Here is a 21729-nt window from a genome sequence, read left to right on the forward strand (position 1 = left end):
TCTATTTTTAATGAGTCTTTTTTAATACATAGGCTTTAAATTCCTTTTCAATCTTCTTTCGTACCGCTTCTTCCTCGCCCTTGTCAAATAAAGCTGTGGTACTGTCATTTTCGATTACCATACTACTAACCAAGCCTAACAATTCACGTTCAATTACATTTAACGGGTAAGGTGCGACCATTATCAATATTCTTTTCAAGACCATATCTTTCCTGTCGATTCCTACGATGGGTACCTCTTGTTCTAATTCATAGATCCCAAAATAACTGGAAGCAACATCAATATTTCTCACATGAAAAAGTCCCATTTGAGTCCCTGGTATTCCTACCGGAGCAATATTTACTCGTTCAATTAACTTTTGTTGCACATTTTCAGCTTCTATTAAAACGCCAATATCTTGTAGTTGGCGGCAAATCCATAAAAGTGTTTCTTCTAACGGCTGATTTCCCACAACAGGCTCAATGGAGAAATAATTTAAAATACCTAATGCTGTTTTGGATAGATGATGAATTTCCTTTAATGTTCTTTCTGCGGGCAACGTTTCGTTACTCTGTTTGTTTATTTCTTTTATTGAATCGGTTAATGTATAATGCTTTTTTTGATCAATACATTCATCTATTAATCCTTTAATCTTAACTAATTCTTCACTCAAAAGCATCGGCGTGATCAAGTGGTAACGTACCGAAAATTGCGGCAAGAAAATAGTTGAAAAGATAAAATCAAAGTCTGTTAACTCATAGTCATTCACCTCAGAAAGAGAAACAACTGTTACTTCTTTCAACTCAGAAAAATTTTTGTTCAATCGGTTTTCTAATATCCTCGAGGTTCCGATTCCGCTGGAACAAATGACCATCGCTTTTAATCCGTATATTTTTTTGTCATTTTCCCAGGAAGAAGCAAAGTGAATAACCAGATAAATATAATCATTTTCTGAAAAACATTTATTTGGAAAGACACCGGCTAACCCTGTTACTACACCTTTATAAATTTCGGGATAGCGTTCCCGAATAGTTGCATACAAACTATCTTCTACTTGAAGAACTTGCGTAATCGTACGATTCAGTAAAGATTCCATATGTGACAACAAACCAGAAAAAAGTGTATGATCTTTGCTAAATTTCCAATGAACTTCTGTTTCAACTAGGTGAATAAAATCTTTAACTTGATAAGTTAATTCCATATTATAGTCTGCCGAAAACAAATCTTGTTTTTGAAAAAAACGCACACCATTTACAGCCTTTTTTAAAAAGCTTCGTTCTAATCTTGAAAATTGCAACTCTGTTTCTTGAAAAATATCTTCAATCACATAATCCGTTATGTCTTTAGTGAGAATAGAATTTTCTTTTTCTTCAAAATGAATGTCATTCAGCTGATTCTCTTCTGACAAACGCATAATAATCAATGTTAAAATAACGATAAATTGCATTAGTCCACTATTTGATATATCTTCAAAAAAGTGTTGCTTCATCCGAAAGGTAACTTGAGTTGCTATTTTAAAATACCGATAGGTTAGAAATGATAAAAAAGGCATTCTAGTCTTCTTTACTCTCTCAAAATGCTCCTCATTGTACTCGTTTTGAAAAAAATTAAGAAACTCATATTCATTCAACTTGCTAGTAATGATGCTACTAACTATCAGTCTCAAAGATTCTTCATCGCTTTTAATGGAAACAGATTTGCCTTTTCCTCGTTGCAAAGTCATTTGAAATCCTTCAATGATTTCAGCTATTTTGGTTAAATCATTGTTAATTGTTCCTAGACTGACATTAAAATCTTGTGCCAATCCTATTAATTTAACGTTGTCTTTTGTCAGCAGCAACTGGCAAATCAGGTAACTCTGACGATCTTTCGAGTCAAAGATAAGATCTGTATTCAATAAATCTTTTTTCAATCGCTTTAATTCTTCTCTTTCACCACTTAAATAAAAACCAGTACCTAACTTTTTATTAAGAGCAATCTGATAAAGAGACAACGTGTCTTCAGCTATGGACAGTTCGCGGTAAATTGTTCGACTGCTCACTTCCATTTCTCTAGCCAAGACCTCCAAAGAAATTCCTGTTTTATTCAGTAAAAGCAATTCCAATAGCTGCTTTTCCTTTATTGAAAAATACATTTCTTTCCCTCGTTCCTACTCTCTTTTTTCCTTACTCTGCTATTATATCATCAAGAACGGAGTAAACTTTCAATAACTTGATCGTATTTAGGACTACTTAAGAAGTTATCAACTGTTTCATGCACTCCGCTTGGTGTTTGTTGTTTTGCTCTGGCATTTAATTCTATTTGCGTAATAATTAACGTTCCTTCTTCATCTTCTAAATCACTGATTGCTGAATTCGTAACCGGTATTTCTAGACCGGCTTTTTTTGCTTTATTTCTCAAAATCGATGCTCCCATTGCACTGGAACCCATTCCAGCATCACAAGCAAAAATAATCCGCTTAACATTTGCTGAAGAAATCGTTTGTCCAACACTTTCAGATTCAACTATGGGATTATCAGAAGCTGTATTTAGAACTATACCTTTTGACTCTGCTTTCATTCCTTGCATTTTAGTTACATTACTTTCAAAGTCTTCATTTTCGGAACGGTCTGCTTTTAGAATAAGCATCGCAACAACAAAGGACGCAACAATTGACGCTAAAACGCCAGCTAAGATTTGTAAATATTCTCCTTTAGGCGTCATCGCAATAACTGAAAGAATTGAGCCAGGAGATGCAGTAGCAACTAAGCCTGTATCAAATAATGTGAACGTTAAAGTTCCCGCTACTCCACCGGCCATGACTGCTAAAATCATTAAAGGCTTCATCAACACATAAGGAAAGTACAATTCATGTATACCTCCAATAAATTGGATAATCGCAGCACCAGGTGCAGAAGCCTTGGCAGTTCCTTTACCAAACAACATATACGCTAATAAAACGCCAAAACCAGGACCTGGATTTCCAGATAGAATAAATAATATTGATTTTCCTGTCTCAGCTGCCTGTTCAACCCCAAGTGGCCCTAAAATTCCGTGATTGATTGCATTATTTAAAAAGATGACTTTACCAGGTTCAGTGAATAAATTAACCAATGGCAGTAAGTTTGCATTGATCATGAATTCGATTCCATTTCCTAAAAAAGCCATGATGTTTGAAACGATGGGTCCAATTCCTAAATACCCTATAATAGCTAAGATAAAACCAATGATCCCACTAGAAAAGTTATTGACCAACATTTCAAAACCAGCTTTTATCTTAGATTGAAAAATATCGTCAAACTTTTTAATAGCCCAACCACCGAACGGGCCCATAATCATTGCACCAATAAACATAGGTACATCAGTCCCAACGATAACACCGATTGAAGCAACTGCTCCTACTACCCCTCCACGGTGACCCGAAATCATTTTCCCACCAGAGTACCCGATTAACAATGGCAGTAAGTAAGTAATCATTGGTGTTACTAACTCAGCAAGTTTCTCATTTGGTAAATACCCGTTAGGAATAAATAATGCAGTAACTATTCCCCAAGCTATAAAGGCACCTATATTTGGGATAACCATATTACTTAAAAAAGTCCCTACTTTTTGTGCACCAACTTTAATAGACGTTTTCTCTTTTATTCTTTCTTTACTATTTACAGCTTCCATATTGGTTTCCTCCTTGAATTCCTTTATTTCTTTGATAGGATAATCTTACAATCGTTTGTTTCCGCTTACAACGACTATTGAATACAAACTTGTCAAAAGTAAATTGACAAGTTTTAAAAATAGGCTGTATGCTGTTAAATTAAAAAGAGACATTATTTCAAAATATGAAATAATGCCTCTTTTTTGCTATCTTATTTTTTTGTGACCTCATGGCCGCCAAATTCATTTCTAAGTGCTGCAACTACTTTTCCAGTAAAAGTATCTTCCTCTAAAGAACGGTACCGCATCATTAAAGAGAGTGCTATCACAGGCGTCGGAACTTTTGCATCCAAAGCTGCTTCTACCGTCCATTTCCCTTCACCCGAAGATTGCATAATTCCTTTTATTTCATCAAGGTGAGCGTCTTTTTGAAAGGCACTTTCTGCCAGTTCCATTAACCAGCTTCTAATGACTGAACCATTATTCCAAACTTTTGACACGTCGGCCAAATCATATTCAAATTCACTCTTTTCGACAACTTCAAAACCTTCAGCCATCGCTTGCATCATGCCATATTCTATCCCGTTGTGTACCATTTTCAAGTAATGGCCGCTACCAGATTTCCCAGTGTATAAATACCCGTCTTTTACACAGATCCCTTTCAAAATCGGTTCAATTATCGCAAATGCTTCTGAGTTGCCTCCAACCATTAAACAAGCACCTGCATTCGCGCCGCTCGTACCACCTGATGTTCCCATGTCTAAGAAATGGATACCTTTTGCTGCAGATACTTCGGCATGTCGAATAGAATCTTTGTAGTGTGAATTTCCTCCATCGATGATGATATCATTTGGTCCTAACAATTCATTGACTTCACTTAAAACATTTTCTAATGGATCTCCCGCTGGAACCATGATCCAAATAATTTTAGTTTGTTTAAGACTGGCAACCAGTTCTTTTAAATCATTTGCGGTTTTGATTCCATTTGCATCGGCATGTTTTCTTGCCGCTTCGAAACTATCATAACCTATCACATGATGACCATTCTTTTGTAAGTTTAAGGCTAAATTGTATCCCATTTTTCCTAAACCAATTAATCCAATTTCCAATTTCACCACTCCTTATGTATTTATGGTTTCAGTATATGAAATATTTTTTCTTTTTGCAACCATTAAAAAAAATATTTTTCTTTATCAAATGTATGATATACTGATTTAAACTCTTTTAAGTAGGTGAAAAATATGAAAACTCAAGATATTAACTTGAAAATCAAATCGATCTATCGCGATTTAAGCAGCAAAGAAAAAATGATTGCAGATTTTATTCTTTTACACCCCGAGGAAGTTATGCATGGAACCATCAGCAATATTTCAGATACCATCCAAGTTGCAGATGCTACTTTTTTCCGCTTTTGTAAGCGCTTAGGATACAATGGTTTTCAAGATTTCAAAATTGCTTTAGCTTCAGAAAAAGTAAATAGTTCTTTATCTATTCATGAAAACATTTCTAAAGAAGACAATGAACTACTGATGGCACAAAAAGTTTTTGACTCCAATGTCAAGTCGTTAAACGACACAAAAAAATTATTGGATGAACAAGAGCTGATCAAAGCTGTTCAGTTCTTAACTGCTTCTAAAATGGTCGGTTTCTTTGGCGTCGGCGGCTCTAGTATCATTGCAATGGATGCTTATCATAAATTTTTGCGTACCCCACTAAATTCTACGTATACACAAGATACTCATATACAAATGATGCAAGCTTCTCGATTAACTGAAAACGATTGCGCCATTATTATTTCCCATTCTGGTATCACCAAAGACACTATCCAATTAGCTGAAATCATCAAAGAAAAAAAAGCAAAAGTAATCGTCATTACGAGTTATTCACTTTCTCCTTTAGCAAAATTTGCAGATGCTTTATTGTTATCAACAGCTGAAGAAACGGACTATCGTTCTGAAGCTTTAACTTCTCGTATCACACAACTAAGTTTGATCGACGCTTTGTTTGTTAGCGTAATGTTCAAAACAGGTGATTTTGCCACACATTCACTTGATGAAGTCCGTAAAGTAATTTCTCAGACAAAATTATAATAATCGTTTTTCAAGCACTTTCTTTTGCTTTCAGCTCATTTTCTTTTATATAATGACTACGAAACATACAATATAAATCTTAGGGAGGAATAGAATATTATGAGTAAATTTGTAAAAGGAAGTTACCTCACGTTAGAAGAAGCAAGAGTCGCTATTGATGAAGTTGTTGCAGATGGTTACGATAAGAACTTAATCACACTCGTCACAAACAGAGAAACTGCTGATACTTTACCTAATGATTTAGATGTAGGTGTCTCAACTGAACATGCAGATAAGAATAACGGAGACGACGAATCATTCATGGACAAAGTAAAAAATGTTTTTACAATGAGTGATGATGAGGCTGAGAACGCAAATGTTGATACAACAGATGAAGGCTATGAAGCAGACGAATCAGTCTTGAGCAGCTATAAAGATGATATCAAAAATGGCTCTATTGTAGTATTGGTAGATGATTTTGCTGAAGAAACTGGAGCTGAAGATTTTGATAACAGCACTCCATTAGGAACAATGGACTCCGCGGACGCTACTGTTCCTCCTGTTGATTCAATCGATACGACTGATACATTAGATACGATCGATACAACCGATTATTCAACAGTAGATCCCACACTAACAGATAATGAAGAAAAGCTTCAACTTAAAGAAGAACGATTAGATGTTGGCACTACTGAAGTTCAAACGGGCGAAGTGAATGTAAGCAAGACAGTCAATGAAGAAAATCAAACCATTGATGTACCCGTTAAACATGAAGAAGTGACCATTGAAAGACATCCTGTAACAGATGAAACTCCTACTGACGGCTCACTTGATCTAGAAGCTGAAACAATCAATATACCTGTTACGGAAGAACAAATTGACGTGAATAAACGTGCAGTCGTTACAGATGAAGTAACGATTAATAAAGAAACAAAAGAAGAAGTTAAAGAAGTTTCAGATACTGTTCGTAAAGAAGACCTAGATGTTCAAACACATGGAGATGTTACTGTCGAAGGAGAAGACGACAACAAACCCCTTTAGACTAAGTTAATTTCTTATTCAGAGCGAATAACAGAAAGCATCAATATGGAAATTTCCTTATTGATGCTTTTTTTATTCAGTTAAATTAACATACATTAGGAGGAGCCATTATGGAATTAGGTATTACAGGAAAAATAGCCTTAGTTACCGGAGCTGACTCGGGTATCGGTTGGGAAACTGCTCGTGTTCTTTTAGAAGAAGGAGCTACGGTTATTCTTACCGATAAAGAACCAGATCAATTAACTCAAGCAGCAGAAAAACTTGGACAGCCGGACAAAGTCTTCCATTACCCAGCAGACATCACAAGTATAGATGACTTGAAAAAGCTTCATCAAAAAATTGCTCAAGAAGTCGGGAAAATCGATATTTTAGTTCAATCAGCTGGTATTACTGGAGCTCAAGGACTCTTTCATGAGTTAGATGATGAAGGATGGATAAATACGATGGAAGTAGACTTACTAGGACCTGTACGCTTAGTATCTGAATTTCTGCCTGACTTAAGAACTGGTGGCTGGGGCAGACTTATCTTTTTAGCCTCTGAAGATGCGGTCCAACCTTATGATGATGAAATCCCATACTGTTGTGCGAAAGCTGGAATTCTTGCGTTGTCAAAAGGTCTTTCTCGGACATACGCCAGAGAAGGATTGTTGGTTAATTCCGTTTCTCCTGCTTTTATCGAAACACCGATGACCGACACTATGATGGAAAAAAGATCTGAAGAATTATCTGTTTCAAAAGATGAAGCTATCCAATCATTTTTAGATAAAAAAAGACCTTACCTTGAATTGAAACGCCGCGGTCAAACTGAAGAAGTAGCCGCTGTCATTGCCTTTCTTTGCTCAGACAAAGCTTCTTTTATAAATGGTGCAAATTACCGCGTAGACGCTGGCTCAGTAGCGTCGATATAACCTTAAGAATGGAGGAATACAAAATGGTAGATTATACAAGTGAAAAACTGAATCCTCAAGATACAGCTAGAGCCTACGACTATCTGATCATAGGTGGCGGGATGGTGGCAGACACTGCTGCTCGAGGCATACGAGAAAGAGATTTATTTGGCAGCATCGGAATTCTTTCTGCCGATAGCGATGAGCCCTATACTCGACCTGCTTTGACAAAAAAATTATGGACGGACAGTACGTTTACTCAAGACCAAGTAGCCCTTAATACAACAAAAGAGCTAAAAGGAGTTACCCTTAAATTGAATACCACTGTAACTGCTATCGAACGAGAAAATCATCGTGTTCAATTAAAAGATGGTACTTCTATTCGGTATAAAAAATTGCTCCTTGCTACCGGTGGAGAACCTACAAAAATTGACGGTCCAGATGATGAACATGTGATTGTGTTTAGAGAATGGTCTGATTACAGACGTTTGCGTAATTTCTCAGGAAACAATCAGCATGTCATTGTCGTCGGCGGCGGTTATATTGGAGCAGAACTAGCGGCTGGTTTGATACAAAACAATACTAAAGTGACACTTATTTATCCGGATAAAGTTTTAGGAAGCAGCCAGTTTCCTGCTGAACTCGCTAAGGAATATGAAGATTCTTTCCGAGAAGCTGGCGTGAATCTTTTAAATAATAAACGCGCAGAGTCTTATACAAAAGAAGATGGCAAGTTAAGTCTTCAACTTGACGACGGATCTACAGTACAAGGTGATACTATCGTCATTGGGTTAGGAGTAACGCCTCGTGTTTTATTAGCCGAACAAAGCGGTCTTAAAGTCGATGATGGCGTTTATGTTGATGAACAGTTGCGAACAACCGATCCTGACATTTGGGCTGCTGGTGATATTGCTTTTTATCCCGATAAAATTCTAGGCAGAACGCGTATCGAACACGTTGATCATGCCCGAAAATCTGGTAAAGCAGCGGGTAAAGCAATGGCTGAATCAGGTGAAGCTTACACGTATACGCCTTATTTTTATTCTGTCGTTTTTTCTATTTCTTGGAAAGCAATTGGTACGTTAGACCCTTCATTAAATACAATAATAGATGCAGTAGATGGCGGAAAAGTGGTTTACTACTTAGAAGATGATCTTCCTGTAGGTATTTTAACTTGGAATGTCGAACCAGATTTGGATAGTGTTCGTGCTATTCTTAGTGATCCGCCAACTAATCCTCAATCTTTAAAAGGAATGATCCGTTCTAAAGAAAAATAATCTTTTAAATTAAAATAGCATCATTTTTCAGCTGATTTATTAGAGCTGAAAAATGGTGCTATTTTTTATCTACTTGTAAAATTTCCAACAACTTGCTTGAACTTCCCATGCAGCTCATCCATAACAACAAATCGTGCTTCACGGATAACTTCTTTGCCTTCAGCAAATAACAATAAAGCTGGAACAGTAAATACTGTGAATTGGCTGGCAACTTCAGGAATATCATCTGCACTAACTTGTATAGGCTTAATGGATGGAAATTCTTTTAACATCTCTTGCACTTGCGGCTGAATAACATGGCAGATACCACAACTTTTTCTTGAAATATAAACAAAAGCAAGGTCATTTTGTTCTATAAAGCGTAAAACTTCATCCATAGAAACAGCTTGAGGAAATGTATTCATTTTGCATTCTTCTTTCTATTGATTAATCAACTATTTAGCCGATTATTTTTTTACCTAAACTTAGTTATATAGCTAAAACCCTTTACTTAAGAAAAATAATCTTGTTTTAAAATGGAATAATAGACATCATCCACATCACGTTTTTTGTGGATTCTATTTTTTCTTAATGTCCCTTCATACGTCATACCGAGATGTTCCATTACTTTCCCTGAAGCTGGGTTTTCTATATCATAACAAGCATAAATTCGTTCTAATCCCAGTTTTTCAAAACCCAACGCAATTATTAATTTTCCTGCTTCCGTTATATACCCATTTTTCCAATAATTTTTATTTAATGTGTATCCAATCTCTGCACTATTGGCGCCACTTTTTAATCTTAAGTCAATCGTGCCAATCATTTTTCCAGTTTCCTTCAATTCAATTGCATACTTTCCCAGTGGTTCTTTCATAAAATAATTCGCAATGTTTTTTCTCGTTTCTTCCAAATTAGTATGTTTTTCGAAAACAAACCGAACAGTTTCATCGTCAGAAGCATATTCGTACATATCTTCTGCATCTTTTAAGGTCATTGGTCGAAGCAGTATTCGCTCTCCTTCTACCTGATTGTAACAGCTTAATTGATAGATTTTTTCTTCCATATAATCCCCCACTTTGTTTTAAAGTTGTGTTCTTAATTTAGCAGTATGACAGTATTTCGTCAACCCAAAAGGATTTTGAGCTGCTTTAATTATATGTTAAAAGAATGGTATTCTGTTCTTCTCATCTTCTAAATATTGACAAAGAAGGATAATATCATAAACTTAACATAAGCACATCCAATAAGTTTATGATTTTTTGTTTTGAATGAATCTTTCTCAGGTTTTAAAACTATCATCGTTGGGAGGGAATGTCATGATTTCAGTTATTGTAACAGTCCAAAATATTGAAAAATTGTTACCTAAATGCCTGCACAACATCAAAGGCCAAACTTATCGTAATTTACAAGTTATTTTAATCGATAATGGGTCTAGCGATAAAAGCGGCGAAATTTGTGATAAGTTTGCAAAACTTGATGCAAGATTCCATGTCATTCACATAGAAAGAGGCAACTTATCTGTCGCAAGAAATATTGGTCTTTCATATGCACAGGGAGAGTATGTTTGTTTTGTTAACTCTGTCGACTGGATTGATGCAGAAATGTTAGAATACCTTATCACTATTAATGCCAAATTTAATGCAGATACAATTACGTGTAGATATTATGAAGATACTATAGAAGAGCTACTCATTGTTTCAGATCCTATTGAAACACAATTCATGTCAAAAAACGAGGCTATCCAACTTTGTCTAGCTCAAACAAGAATACATAGCTTCTTATGCAACAAACTTTTCAAATTAAAAATCTTTAATTCCAATCCTACTATACGTTTTGATGAGGAAATTGATCATTATGAAGATCTGCTAGTCGCAATGCACTGCTTTTTTAAAAGTAAAAAAATCCTTTACAACCCGCCTCCTCATTATCATTATTATCTTAGTCAACATTTACCAGTAAATGTTCTTCAAAACAAAGAAAAATTAACGGGATTAAAAGCAATAGAAAAAGCCGTTGATTTATTGTCACAAGACTCTTCCATTGATACGCGTGTACTTAAGGATTATTATATTCGTTTGACTCTTTCTTCATTATTCCTTTTAGCTACACCAGAAAATATGAATGATCTATTAATTATTAATCTGAAACAAAACTTATACCACTATGATTTAAATGAGCATAAAGATAAAGACTTGAAGAAATGTTGTATGATCACACGCAGAAATATCGGCTTAGGCAAAATTTATTGGGATATGTTTTATAAGAAGCATCTAGTAGAATGACACAATTTTCGTCAGTTAACATAAGCCTATTAATAAAAGAACAAAGAACTTAGTTATGCATTGCTCTTTTTTCAATAATATAAATATGCCTTTGGTCATAGCCAAATAGACTTTTTAATTCCTACTATAATTAGTTTATTTATCAAAAACATCGTTTAAGTTAGTCTTTTTTTCTATAAATGATATAATGATAATCAGATTAAAAAAAGATAACAAAATGATGGGAGATTAAACTATGACACATTCAAAATTCATAAACCATTAACTCTATCCTTCATATAGAGATATTCAGCCTTTAGAGAAAGATACCTTTCCTAAGGATATCAGTTTAGAAGAAGCCTACACTATGCAGCATTCTTTTACTGCCGTAAAAGAAAAAAATGGTGAAAAACTTCAAGGATACAAAATCAGTATGACAAGTCCAGAAACCCAAGCTCTATTTGGCGCCTCGGAACCTTTATATGGTCAGTTAACGAATAAACGTGTCCGAGATAGACTTTCATTATCAAAAGATACTGCTAATGCCTTGATAGAGTTAGAATTAATTTTTCTTATTAAGGAAGAATTAACTGCTGAAGACTCACTTGAAGATATTCTTCAAAAAACTAAAGTAGCACCAGGATTAGAAATACCAGATTCTCGCTTCTTAGACTGGTTTCCCAAAATGCCAAAAGAGCAGGTCTGTGCAGATGGAGCTGTAGGTGGATACGTTAGCTATGGTGAAGCAAAAGATGCTACATATGAAGATTTAGATAATATACAAGGAAAATTGGTATACAATGGCCAAATCTTAGCTCAAGACTCCTCAAAAACAGTTATGGGGCATCCAGTTAAAGCCATGGAATGGCTGCTAAAAAAATTAGGTGAGCATGGTTTGTCTCTTCAACCCGGTATGTTTGTGTCTTCTGGTACTTTTGTTATGCCTAAAGAATTAGCTGCAGGTACTTATAAAGGGGAATTCGACTATTTTGGAACAGTAACCCTAACGATTACCGAATAAACATTTGCAATTTGTCAATTATAGAAAAAGGATAAACTATTAAGGTATGATTCCGAATGTAATTTGGGTCATGCCTTTTAAATTAGCCTAAATTTTAATAATAATAGATTAATTAAATTGATTACAAAATTTTTTCTAGAGGAATAAGAGTTGCTTGTAGCCATATCTAAGGGTTCAATGTGAATCACAGTTTGTCAGCTCTTCAGCGGTTACGTCTTATTTAATGCTTCAAAGGAAGCACTGGAAACAGAATAATGCCAAGTGTACCTGCTGTTTGTAAACTGCTAAAGCAACAACAGTCCCAGCAACTAAGATTTAGACAGTCTCATGGCTCTTTGCAACTAGAAGAAATTTTATTTTGTTGTAGTAACACCAATTATCAAACATTATATATAAAAAATGAGTGGGGCTGGGAAAAAACTAGCCTCAAATAAAAAAATCGTAATGAAATAATCAAAATTCTGATTGTTTCATTGCGATTTTTATTTTTGACTGATTTTTTGTAAAAAGCATCCGCTTTTCTTCTAGCCTCAAGGGCTAGTTTTGTAAGATTCATGCTCATAAGCATGATCCCGATGTCATTGTGAACGGCTTGCTTGCCTCTGACATGGGTTCTGCGCATGCCAAATACACCTTTCATACGACCAAAAACAGTTTCTACGTCAACTTTTCGTTGTGCGTAGATGGCTTTGCCACGATCGCTTTCAAGGTTCTCTTTTGCATGCTGCTTGAAGTATTCCCAGTTATAGTTGACCGCTGTCTGGCGTTGGGCACCTTTGGGTGTCTTGGCTAGTTGCTTGCGTGTCTCGTCCAGTTGTTCCACATCAGCCTTGTATACTTTAAATTGTCTGCGGAAACCATTCTTATCATTTTGCGTACTATAATGTGAGAAACTAAAACGGACGTCGTCTAAATCCGTATAAGCATCTTCAATCTCGTCATAATCCCAGTTGGCGCGGTGTTTAGGATTCGAGCGATAGGCGTTACTGTTCTCTTTATGATACATGCCGTATGGGATGAGCGGTACTTTCTGAAAGGTATCCATAACCGCCTCGTAATTTTCTTCACTGCCATAACCGGCGTCTGCGACGATGTATTTAAATAAGTCTAACGTTTGAATGGATTCTAAAAAAGGGATAAACGTGCGTGTATCCGTCGGATTGGAAAAAATATCATAGGCAATGACAAACTGATTGCTCGATGCAACTTGAAGATTATAACCCGGTTTTAACTCACGGTTCTTCATCGGATCTTCTTTCATGCACATGAACGTTGCGTCTGTATCTGTTTTTGAGAAACTGTTGCGGCCTTCAAATGTGGCGTTTGCTTCTTCATAGCGTTGCTTACGCGGCAAGAAATCTTTTTCGCATTTATTCCGATGTTTCTTGAGGATGCGACGACGTCGCTTCTGTTCCGAACCACCTTTGGGAATCACTTTTTCTTCTGTAATCGCAGCTTCAACGGCCACAAGTTCTTTGTCCAGGGAAACGATTATTTCTTCAATGCCTTCCGACGTTTTTAATGTCTCTTCCGATAAAGCGAGGTTTACTTTTGCCTGGATGAGTTCATCATACAATTCCGAAACGTTGGCATTGAGTTTTGCTTCATAGCGTTCGATTGCTTTCTTCCAAGTGAAACTATAAATATTTGCATCGGCTTGTATCTTTGTACCATCGATATAGAGCGCGTCTTCGTGAATCAAGCCGTTGTCACTTAAGAGTGTTGTGAAAAGAATGAATGCATACTTGATGAGTTTTGATGCGTGCTCGCTTGAACGGAAGTTATTGATTGTCTTGTAGCTAACAGAAGTATCACCCGTTAACCACTTCATAGGAATGGATTCTTCATTCATCCGTTCCATTTTGCGTCTAGAAAAGGTTGTGCGACTATAGGCAAACAAACACATCTTTAAAAGCATGGCGGTATGAAAGGCAGGGCGTCCCGTATGAGACGTCTCTTCAAGAAGAAATTCCGAAGGAATAGAATCGACAAAACGGCTAATGAGGCGGGCTTCATGATCATTCGGGATTGTAAAATCCAATTGTAGTGTTAAGGCCGTTTCCATTGTGTTATAATTTTGATACATGGTGAGTCACTCCTTTGGTTTTTGGTCGTACTTAAATTATAAGGTATTTGGCTCACTGTGTCTTTTAAAACGATAAAAATCCCCAACTCCTTCAAAATGAAAGAGTTGGGGATTTTCTTTATTCAGAGACTGAGTTTTTTCCTAGCCCCTCCTTTTTGGTTAATTTTAGGCTTTTTCAGCTTCTTTTCGTAATTGTCCAGACGATCCATCCGTATCGTCAGAAAGTAATTTATTAGCAACGAGGAATAGAATTGGAAGGATCACATCATCCGCATATCCAACTACAGGAATAAAATCGGGCACAAAATCGATAGGACTAATAATATAAAGAATGATCCCTGCTACCATTAGCTTCTTTTTCCCGCTTGTTTTTGTGTTAAATAGAGAAAGGATCAGTGATTTCACTTGCGACATTGGGGTCTTAGTTTGCTTTATTTTCATTTTCATCTTTGTATGACCTCCATTTAATTTGACTACTGTTAGTATAGTCCCTTTGCTGTTAAAATGTATCGGTCTAAAGCATGATTTTTCTTAAGCCAACTCTTTCGCTTTTTTTGAAAAATGAGCCATTTCAATTGTTAGATTCGAACGTAAATCCATTAAATCATAGTTAACTAATTGCTTATCTCGAACAATTGTTGTTCCATTAATAAAGACATCTTGGACATTCGAAGCATTAGCAGAATAAACCAAAGCTGCATACGGATCAAAAATTGGAAACATATTTACAGATTTCGTTTCAACCAGCACGATATCAGCTTTTTTCCCAACTTCTAAAGAACCAATTTCATTCGCCATATTCAATACTTTCGCTCCTTCAATAGTCGCCATTGCCAAAATCTCTTTAGCAGGAAAAGCAGTTCTATCATGTAAAGCTGTCTTATGAAAGTTGGCAACGAGTTTCATTTGCGTGAATAAGTCCAGTGTATTGCCACTACTTGGCCCATCTGTTCCTAAACTTACAGGGATAGCTAAGTTGAGCATATCTTTTATTGGAGCGACTCCTTTAGCAGATTTAGTATTCGCACCAATACAATGAGCAACCCCTACTCCTTCTTGTTTTAAAATCTGTAGATCATGGTCAGATACATGAATACAGTGAGCGGCAATAAATCGAGTACTTAACACTCCAATTGATTGTAAGAATTCAATTGGGGTAGCATTGTATTTTTCACTAAAATAGTTCATTTCATAATCCATTTCTGCTACATGCATGGTCATTGGAATATTATATTTTTCCGATAATGCAGCTGCCTTTTTTAGTGCTTGCGAATGATTCGTATTTGGTGCATGAGGCGCAATAGCTGGTGTAATTAACTCATGATCAAGCCATTTGGGAATAAATTCCTCTGCATATCCAATCCCGCCATGGCTTTTTGGTGCATCACAAGTTGGAAAATCGACAACTGTTTCCCCTAGAATAGCGCGTGACTTCATTTCATCCGTAGCTTGTGCTAGAGCATCTTCAAAATAATACATATCGGCAAATGTTGTTATACCAGCCATTTGCATTTCAGCAATAGCGTATTTTCCACTATGATACGCCAATTCTTTCGTCATACAAGCCTTTTCAAGAGGAAATAAAAAGCGTCGCAATCGATCTGGATAATCATCTCCTAGTGATCGAAAAGGGACCATTCCTATGTGAGTATGAGTATTGACCATTCCAGGAATGGCAATCGTTTGGTGAGCATCAATAACCTCATCAAAATCAGTCTCTTGCTTTGAGAAATGGACATACGATCCAATTTCCAAAATTTCATCATCTTCTATTATAATGTATCCATCAGAGTACTCTGTTCGTTTGGCATCCATTGTTAAAATATGACTATTTTTAATTAGTGTTCTCATTTTACTATCTCCATTAATGGAATAGACTGTTGACTTCGGACATCAAACATTCCTTTATCCGTAATTTTAATAGCAGGAGAAACAGGTAGAGACAGTGTTGAAAAAGACATGATCTCATTTGAATTTCGGTAACCTAAATCAATCATTCCTTGCCGTACTTCACTTAACTGTTTTCCAACGACTTGGATCGGTGCATCACTGATGATTCCTCCAATCAAAAGCGGACAGCAGCTTACTACTTGTTCATTCTGAACCGTTAAATAACCCCCTTGGATTGCCACTAATTGATTTTGGGCCACTATTAAGTCTGCAACTGTGGTTCCCATCACCATTAAATTATGATGATCATGTGCCCATGTTGTCCCTACTGCACCTTTTTCAGTTAATGCATTTTCAACAAGACCAAATGCTTTATTGCCAGATTTTCCGTAGCGCTCCATTACTACGATTAAAGCTAATCCACTGGACTCCCAATCCAAGTACCCATTTTTTATCGGGAGTTCTCTCTGGACACATTTCGTAAATGTCCCCACTTCAGTTATCCGAATGACATTACAAATGGCAGTTTTCCCCTCAGCTCGAATGTTAAAATCAGTCTGTTCAGCTTTCTTACATTGAACAGACGTATAAAAGGAAGCAGGAAATAGTGGTTTTTTATCTGGATACGCTATCTCATTTCCCTTTACATAAACCTTTTTCCCAGATTTATAAACAGCTGATGTTTCCATTTTTGCTGGATCTTCCAATAGAATGAAATCAGCTTTAAATCCCGATACGATTGCCCCTCTATCTTGAAAACCCATTCTTCTAGCAGGAGTGTAAGTACTCATATAAATGGCTTGTTCAATAGGAATACCTGCTTTAATAGCCAGTTGGACATTCGCATTCAAGTGTCCCTTTAATAAATCGTCTGCCATAATATCGTCTGTTACAATGGCACAATAGTCATAAAATTGATTTTGAGCGATGACCGCCATATTCTCTTTGGTTAGCGATTTTCGTTGCAGTTCAATAAACATTCCATTGCTGATTTTCTCATAGATTGATTCTGGACTTTGGTGAGTATGATCAGCAGTAATGCCTTGATACATGAATTTAGCTAGGTCTAAGCCTGATACTAGTGGAACATGTCCCTCAATCGGCATAAATGGTCTCTTTTGCTGAACAATTTGTAAAATTTGACGTATCAAAGAATCTGAATCATTTACGATACCATCAAAATTCATTGCTTCTCCAAGAGCAATTACTTTAGGGTGATTCAGTAGTTGTTGAACTTCTTCTACTCCTACGAATCCGCCAGTCGTTTCTAGCGCTGGAATGGTGGAAGGAACAGAAGACGGTATCGCATAAAAAATATCCATTTCGGTTTCTTGGTCCATAAAAGCATGCATACCATCTAACCCAAATACGTTAACCATTTCATGAGCATCTGCAACTACTGTTGTAACTCCGTGAGATAAACCTGCCTTTGAAAATATAGCAGGAGGAATCATAGAACTTTCAATATGCATATGGATATCAATCAATCCTGGGATCATGTAATTTCCTTTAGCATCAATAGTAATATCAGATTTCAAATCTGTTGATGCTTCTATTCCTATCGAAAAGAACTTTCCATTAAGAATGGCCACATCTTTCCATTCAAATTTTTTTAAAAAGCTATTAAACACTTGCACGTTCGTAACAATCGTATCTACTTTCATGTACATTCACCTTTCTACTATAAAAAATAACCTCTTAATAGAGAAGAGGTTATTTTTTCAACTATTTTATTTTATTCTCTATTGATTCAGGGTTCTATTCCAAGTGTTGATCCAGTCATCCATTTGTGTATTTACAAATTCAAAATCAACTGGTTTTGTTAACTCAGCAATCTCTCCATATGTTTTATTTTCAGCTACTTCTCCACTTAATTCAACCTTTTTATTTGTTGGAGCTTCATTTAATGAAGCAGCAGTAATGGTTTGCAATTCTTCACTCAGTCTCCAGTTCACAAAATTATACGCCATTTCTTTATCTTCTGACTTAGCATTAATGTTTACAGTGTTAAAGTTTGCATAGGTTCCAGAAGCCGGAACAACATATTGAACAACTGGATGAGCCTCCGAAATCATCGGAATCGCAAAATCTCCCACAACTGCAGCAACGATTTCACCTGATTGGAACATATTCGCTAAGTCTGACGATTTAGCATAGGTTTTAACGATGTTAGGAGAAAGTTCCTCTAACCCCTCAAAAGCAGCTTTTCCATTATCAGTTGTAATGTTTACACCTTTATACTCACTCGCTACATACATCATAGAAGGTCCAAAAGTTGTCGCAATATCTGGAATAGAAATTTTTCCTTTCAATGAAGGGTCCCATAAATCAGAAAATTCATCGATCTTCATACCAGCAGCTTCTTCATCATAAATAATACCAATACTGTTAACTGTATAAGCTGCTCCAGAGCCACTTTCGCTTAAAGCTTTTGCACTATCGATCAAATCAGCAAGATTTGGAATTTTTTCTGTATCGATTTCTTCAAACAGTCCTTCAGTTGCTCCTTGAGAAGAATTTGATTGAGGCAAATCAATAATATCAACAGTTGAATTAGGGTTATTTTCAAACTTCGTATACCGTTCAGAACTCGTTCCTGTTTCCACTACAATGTCTACTCCATACTCTTCTTCAAATGGTGCAAATATATCTTCTTGCATAACATCTTCACTCAACCCAAACGTAGAAATAACTAATTCCTTATTTTCTCCGCTTGCTTCTTGCCCACATGCCATTAACACTGTTGCACTCATTACTGTCAAACTTGCTAAAATTGCTTTCTTTTTTATCACTTAAAAATCCCCCTTTTTAACATTGGTTAAACTAAAATCAATTTTTCTTTTGGAATAACAACAAGAACTTTATCTCCAACTTGGTACCCTTGTACCTGCACATCATTAACTAATAATTTTCCAATAGCCGTTTCTACCTCATATTGATAACTCTTACCTAAAAATGTACGAACTTTTATTGTACCTGTTAAACTGTTGGGCAATACTTCTTCACTATATGCAGAAAGTAAAATATCGTCAGGTCGAATCGTACCTGTTACCTGTTGTTTATCTGTCGGATGCATTGTTTCAATCAACGTTCCATTCAATGTGGTGTAAGAATGAGTATCTTTTCTGGTTAACACAAAGAAATTTTCGAATCCAATGAAGCGTGCAACAAACTCGGTTTTAGGATTCTTATAGATTTCTTCTGGAGAATCATATTGTTCAATGACTCCATTGTTCATAACGGCTACTTTATCTGAAATCGAAAAACATTCTTCTTGATCATGAGTGACAAATACCGTTGTGATCCCTAATCTGCGTTGGATACGTTTAATTTCAATACGCATACTGATGCGTAATTTAGCATCTAAATTACTTAACGGCTCATCTAGCAACAACAATTGAGGTTCAATCACTAACGCTCGAGCAAGCGCTACACGTTGGCGCTGTCCCCCAGAGAGTTGTTTTGGATAACGCTCAGCATAGTCAGATAAATCGGTAGCTGCTAAAATAGCCTGCACTTTTTTTTCAATAACTTCTTTTTTTTCTTTTCTTAACTTCAATCCAAATCCGACATTTTCTTTAACGGTCAAGTGCGGAAATAAAGCATAACTTTGAAAAACCATTCCAAAATTCCGTTTATGTACAGGAACTTTTGTTAAATTGGCATCACCTACAGTAAAGGTACCATCATTTGGTTCAATCAGACCTGCGATAACCCGTAAAGTAGTCGTTTTACCACAACCAGATGGCCCTAATAATGAGATTAATTCTCCTTTTTCCATAGAAAGATTAAGGTCTTTCAATATATTATTTTTTCCGTCATAACTAACACGGATATTTTCTAAATCAACAAACGACATAATGGTAGATGATCCTCCTTAGTGGTGTGTAACGAGATAGTTGTAAAGTGCCTGGATGATAATTAAGATGTTAGACTACTTTTGCTAATCCAAGCGTTTTTTCAATTAAAAACATTAAGATGATTGTTCCAATCATTAAAAGGACTGATAAAGCAGAAACGACTGGATCATAATTGTATTCAATATAATTCATCAACGTGGTAGGTAAAGTTGAAATTCCCGGACCAGATAAAAATTGTGAGACGGGTATATTATTAAATGAGTTAATAAAGGCCAGCATAAACGCTGCAAATATACTAGAAGAAATATTTGGCAAAACAATACTGGCAAATGCTTTCACCTTAGTACTGCCTAAAGTCCATGCCACTTCTTCTATCGAAAAGTCTAATTGTTCCAGACTAGAACCTACTACACGAATAATGTAAGGTAAACTAATTAAAAAATGTCCCAGTAACAATCCTTGGAATAAAGGTACTTGCAGACGGATAACAATAAATTGAAACAGCGAATACCCTACTACAACACCTGGGATGATGGTTGGTGATAAGAAAAAACTTTTGATCCAACTTTTACCTTTTACCCCATGTCTAGTTAACGCATAAGCAGCTGGAATCCCAACAACTAATGCTAGTAAAGTTGCCAGTAATGAGACTTCAAGACTTAATAAAAAGCTGTCCATAAAGGATTGGTTTTCAAAAACCTTAGTAAACCAACCAAATGTAAATCCAGTGATAGGGAATTGAATAGTCGATTTTTCTCCAAAAGCAGTTATGGTTATGATAATTAGAGGAATAAATAAGAATGCAAACACAACTCCCGCAAAAATGGATAACCCTCTTTGTTTACGCATCTTGTTCACCTCGCTTGTCAATTCTATGGGCAATCAAGTTAAAACCTTTCATTACAATCAAGGTCGTCACGATCATAATCAATGCAATGACACTAGCCTCTTTCCAATTGCCTAAATTCATTGCGTTTTGATAAAGAAACGTTGACAACATCATATTTCGATTTCCCCCAAGCAATTGAGGAGTCGTATACGCAGTCAGTGTACCCGTAAAGACTAAAATACTGCCTACGATAATTCCAGGGATGCTCAAAGGTAAAATGACTTTAGTAAACGCATTTACCCGACTAGCTCCAAGTGTTTCTGCTGCTTCCATAATTTCTGGATTAATATTTTCCATTACTCCTACCAAGGTGATAATTAAGATCGGTAAAAATAAATAGGTCGAACCAATGATAATTGAAAATTCAGTATACAATAAGATTAATGGCTCAGAAATGACGCCTATGCTAGTCAGAACTTTATTGATCACACCATTTTGTCCTAGTAAATTGATCCAAGCAAAACTTCGAATAACAGAATTCGTTAACATCGGAAATAATGTGAGTGCCATTAATAATCCTCGCCATTTTGGAGATGTTCCGGCTATATAGTAAGCTGTAGGAACACCTAAAATAATACAAATGACAGTTACAATCAGTGAAATGCGAATGGTACGGCTAAAAATTCCTACGTTATATGGATCTTTAAAAAATGAAATATAGGAATCAAATGAGAGCGTCCCATTAAAAAAAGTTGGCCAAATGACTGACACTAGTGGTATTAATAAAAAGAAAATCAATAAGATGAATCCCGGTGCTAGTATTAGATACGGGATTTTTTTCGACATAAGATAAATCCTCCTTAAAAAATAAAAAGATACAAGAATTAGTAAAAAGAAATCTCACACTTTTTCATTATTTC

Annotated in this window: 19 protein-coding genes; 6 read left to right on the top strand and 13 right to left on the bottom strand. The window is 36.0% G+C overall.

Annotation, left to right across the window (positions count from 1 at the left end; genetic code table 11):
* Positions 1 to 7: 7 nt before the first annotated feature.
* From BR65_RS07220 to gnd, 3 genes are all read right to left on the bottom strand, one after another.
* Positions 8 to 2113, bottom strand: coding sequence for a BglG family transcription antiterminator (locus tag BR65_RS07220; RefSeq protein ID WP_034537578.1), 2106 nt, complete (start codon positions 2111 to 2113; stop codon positions 8 to 10).
* Positions 2114 to 2163: 50 nt separating this feature from the next.
* Positions 2164 to 3630, bottom strand: a complete 1467-nt coding sequence (locus BR65_RS07225) for a PTS mannitol transporter subunit IIBC (RefSeq protein ID WP_023179148.1) — start codon at positions 3628 to 3630, stop codon at positions 2164 to 2166.
* Between the two features lie 191 nt (positions 3631 to 3821).
* Positions 3822 to 4718: a phosphogluconate dehydrogenase (NAD(+)-dependent, decarboxylating) gene (gnd, locus tag BR65_RS07230; RefSeq protein ID WP_023179149.1), complete on the bottom strand. Its 897-nt coding sequence runs from the start codon at positions 4716 to 4718 to the stop codon at positions 3822 to 3824.
* Positions 4719 to 4850: 132 nt separating this feature from the next.
* On the opposite strand from gnd, the gene BR65_RS07235 reads away from it, so the two are divergent.
* The 4 genes from BR65_RS07235 to BR65_RS07250 all read left to right on the top strand — a co-directional run bounded on the left by BR65_RS07235 (position 4851) and on the right by BR65_RS07250 (position 8883).
* Positions 4851 to 5699 carry a MurR/RpiR family transcriptional regulator gene (locus BR65_RS07235; RefSeq protein ID WP_034537580.1) on the top strand — a complete coding sequence of 283 codons (849 nt, stop codon included), beginning with the start codon at positions 4851 to 4853 and terminating at the stop codon, positions 5697 to 5699.
* Positions 5700 to 5798: 99 nt separating this feature from the next.
* On the top strand, positions 5799 to 6719 hold the full coding sequence (locus BR65_RS07240; protein WP_023179152.1) for a YsnF/AvaK domain-containing protein: 921 nt from the start codon (positions 5799 to 5801) through the stop codon (positions 6717 to 6719).
* A gap of 110 nt (positions 6720 to 6829) precedes the next feature.
* A complete protein-coding gene (locus tag BR65_RS07245) occupies positions 6830 to 7627 on the top strand; it encodes an SDR family NAD(P)-dependent oxidoreductase (RefSeq protein ID WP_023179154.1) in 798 nt (265 codons plus the stop codon).
* 23 nt (positions 7628 to 7650) lie between these two features.
* A complete protein-coding gene (locus BR65_RS07250) occupies positions 7651 to 8883 on the top strand; it encodes an NAD(P)/FAD-dependent oxidoreductase (protein ID WP_081901365.1) in 1233 nt (410 codons plus the stop codon).
* A 65-nt stretch (positions 8884 to 8948) separates the two neighbouring features.
* Here the strand turns inward: BR65_RS07250 and BR65_RS07255 are convergent, their stop codons facing one another.
* Entirely contained in the window at positions 8949 to 9287 is a 339-nt protein-coding gene (locus BR65_RS07255) for a thioredoxin family protein (RefSeq protein WP_034537582.1), read from the bottom strand.
* An 86-nt stretch (positions 9288 to 9373) separates the two neighbouring features.
* Positions 9374 to 9925, bottom strand: a complete 552-nt coding sequence (locus tag BR65_RS07260; protein ID WP_034537583.1) for a GNAT family N-acetyltransferase — start codon at positions 9923 to 9925, stop codon at positions 9374 to 9376.
* A gap of 253 nt (positions 9926 to 10178) precedes the next feature.
* On the opposite strand from BR65_RS07260, the gene BR65_RS07265 reads away from it, so the two are divergent.
* Together BR65_RS07265 and BR65_RS07270 are read left to right on the top strand one after the other, a co-directional pair.
* Positions 10179 to 11144, top strand: coding sequence for a glycosyltransferase (locus tag BR65_RS07265; RefSeq protein WP_034537585.1), 966 nt, complete (start codon positions 10179 to 10181; stop codon positions 11142 to 11144).
* A 346-nt stretch (positions 11145 to 11490) separates the two neighbouring features.
* Positions 11491 to 12144 carry a 2-keto-4-pentenoate hydratase gene (locus BR65_RS07270; RefSeq protein WP_244877158.1) on the top strand — a complete coding sequence of 218 codons (654 nt, stop codon included), beginning with the start codon at positions 11491 to 11493 and terminating at the stop codon, positions 12142 to 12144.
* Positions 12145 to 12523: 379 nt separating this feature from the next.
* On the opposite strand, the gene BR65_RS07275 is transcribed toward BR65_RS07270, so the two are convergent.
* From BR65_RS07275 to BR65_RS07310, 8 genes are all read right to left on the bottom strand, one after another.
* Entirely contained in the window at positions 12524 to 14230 is a 1707-nt protein-coding gene (locus tag BR65_RS07275) for an IS1182 family transposase (RefSeq protein WP_034537587.1), read from the bottom strand.
* A 165-nt stretch (positions 14231 to 14395) separates the two neighbouring features.
* Positions 14396 to 14677, bottom strand: a complete 282-nt coding sequence (locus BR65_RS07280) for a YkvA family protein (protein ID WP_051932696.1) — start codon at positions 14675 to 14677, stop codon at positions 14396 to 14398.
* Positions 14678 to 14761: 84 nt separating this feature from the next.
* Positions 14762 to 16081 (bottom strand): amidohydrolase, encoded by a 1320-nt coding sequence (locus BR65_RS07285; RefSeq protein WP_034537588.1) that lies wholly within the window; start codon positions 16079 to 16081, stop codon positions 14762 to 14764.
* Entirely contained in the window at positions 16078 to 17784 is a 1707-nt protein-coding gene (locus BR65_RS07290) for an adenine deaminase C-terminal domain-containing protein (protein WP_034537590.1), read from the bottom strand. Before BR65_RS07290 ends, BR65_RS07285 begins: the two co-directional genes overlap by 4 nt.
* A 78-nt stretch (positions 17785 to 17862) precedes the next feature.
* Positions 17863 to 18909 carry an ABC transporter substrate-binding protein gene (locus tag BR65_RS07295; protein ID WP_034538691.1) on the bottom strand — a complete coding sequence of 349 codons (1047 nt, stop codon included), beginning with the start codon at positions 18907 to 18909 and terminating at the stop codon, positions 17863 to 17865.
* 29 nt (positions 18910 to 18938) lie between these two features.
* A complete protein-coding gene (locus BR65_RS07300; protein ID WP_034537592.1) occupies positions 18939 to 19979 on the bottom strand; it encodes an ABC transporter ATP-binding protein in 1041 nt (346 codons plus the stop codon).
* Between the two features lie 70 nt (positions 19980 to 20049).
* Complete coding sequence (locus BR65_RS07305) at positions 20050 to 20829, bottom strand: ABC transporter permease (protein WP_034537595.1); 780 nt, start codon at positions 20827 to 20829, stop codon at positions 20050 to 20052.
* A complete protein-coding gene (locus BR65_RS07310; protein WP_034537597.1) occupies positions 20822 to 21655 on the bottom strand; it encodes an ABC transporter permease in 834 nt (277 codons plus the stop codon). The genes BR65_RS07305 and BR65_RS07310 overlap by 8 nt, the downstream gene beginning before the upstream one ends.
* Positions 21656 to 21729 lie beyond the last annotated feature (74 nt).

It is taken from the genome of Carnobacterium inhibens subsp. inhibens DSM 13024, from assembly GCF_000746825.1.
Lineage (GTDB): Bacteria > Bacillota > Bacilli > Lactobacillales > Carnobacteriaceae > Carnobacterium_B > Carnobacterium_B inhibens.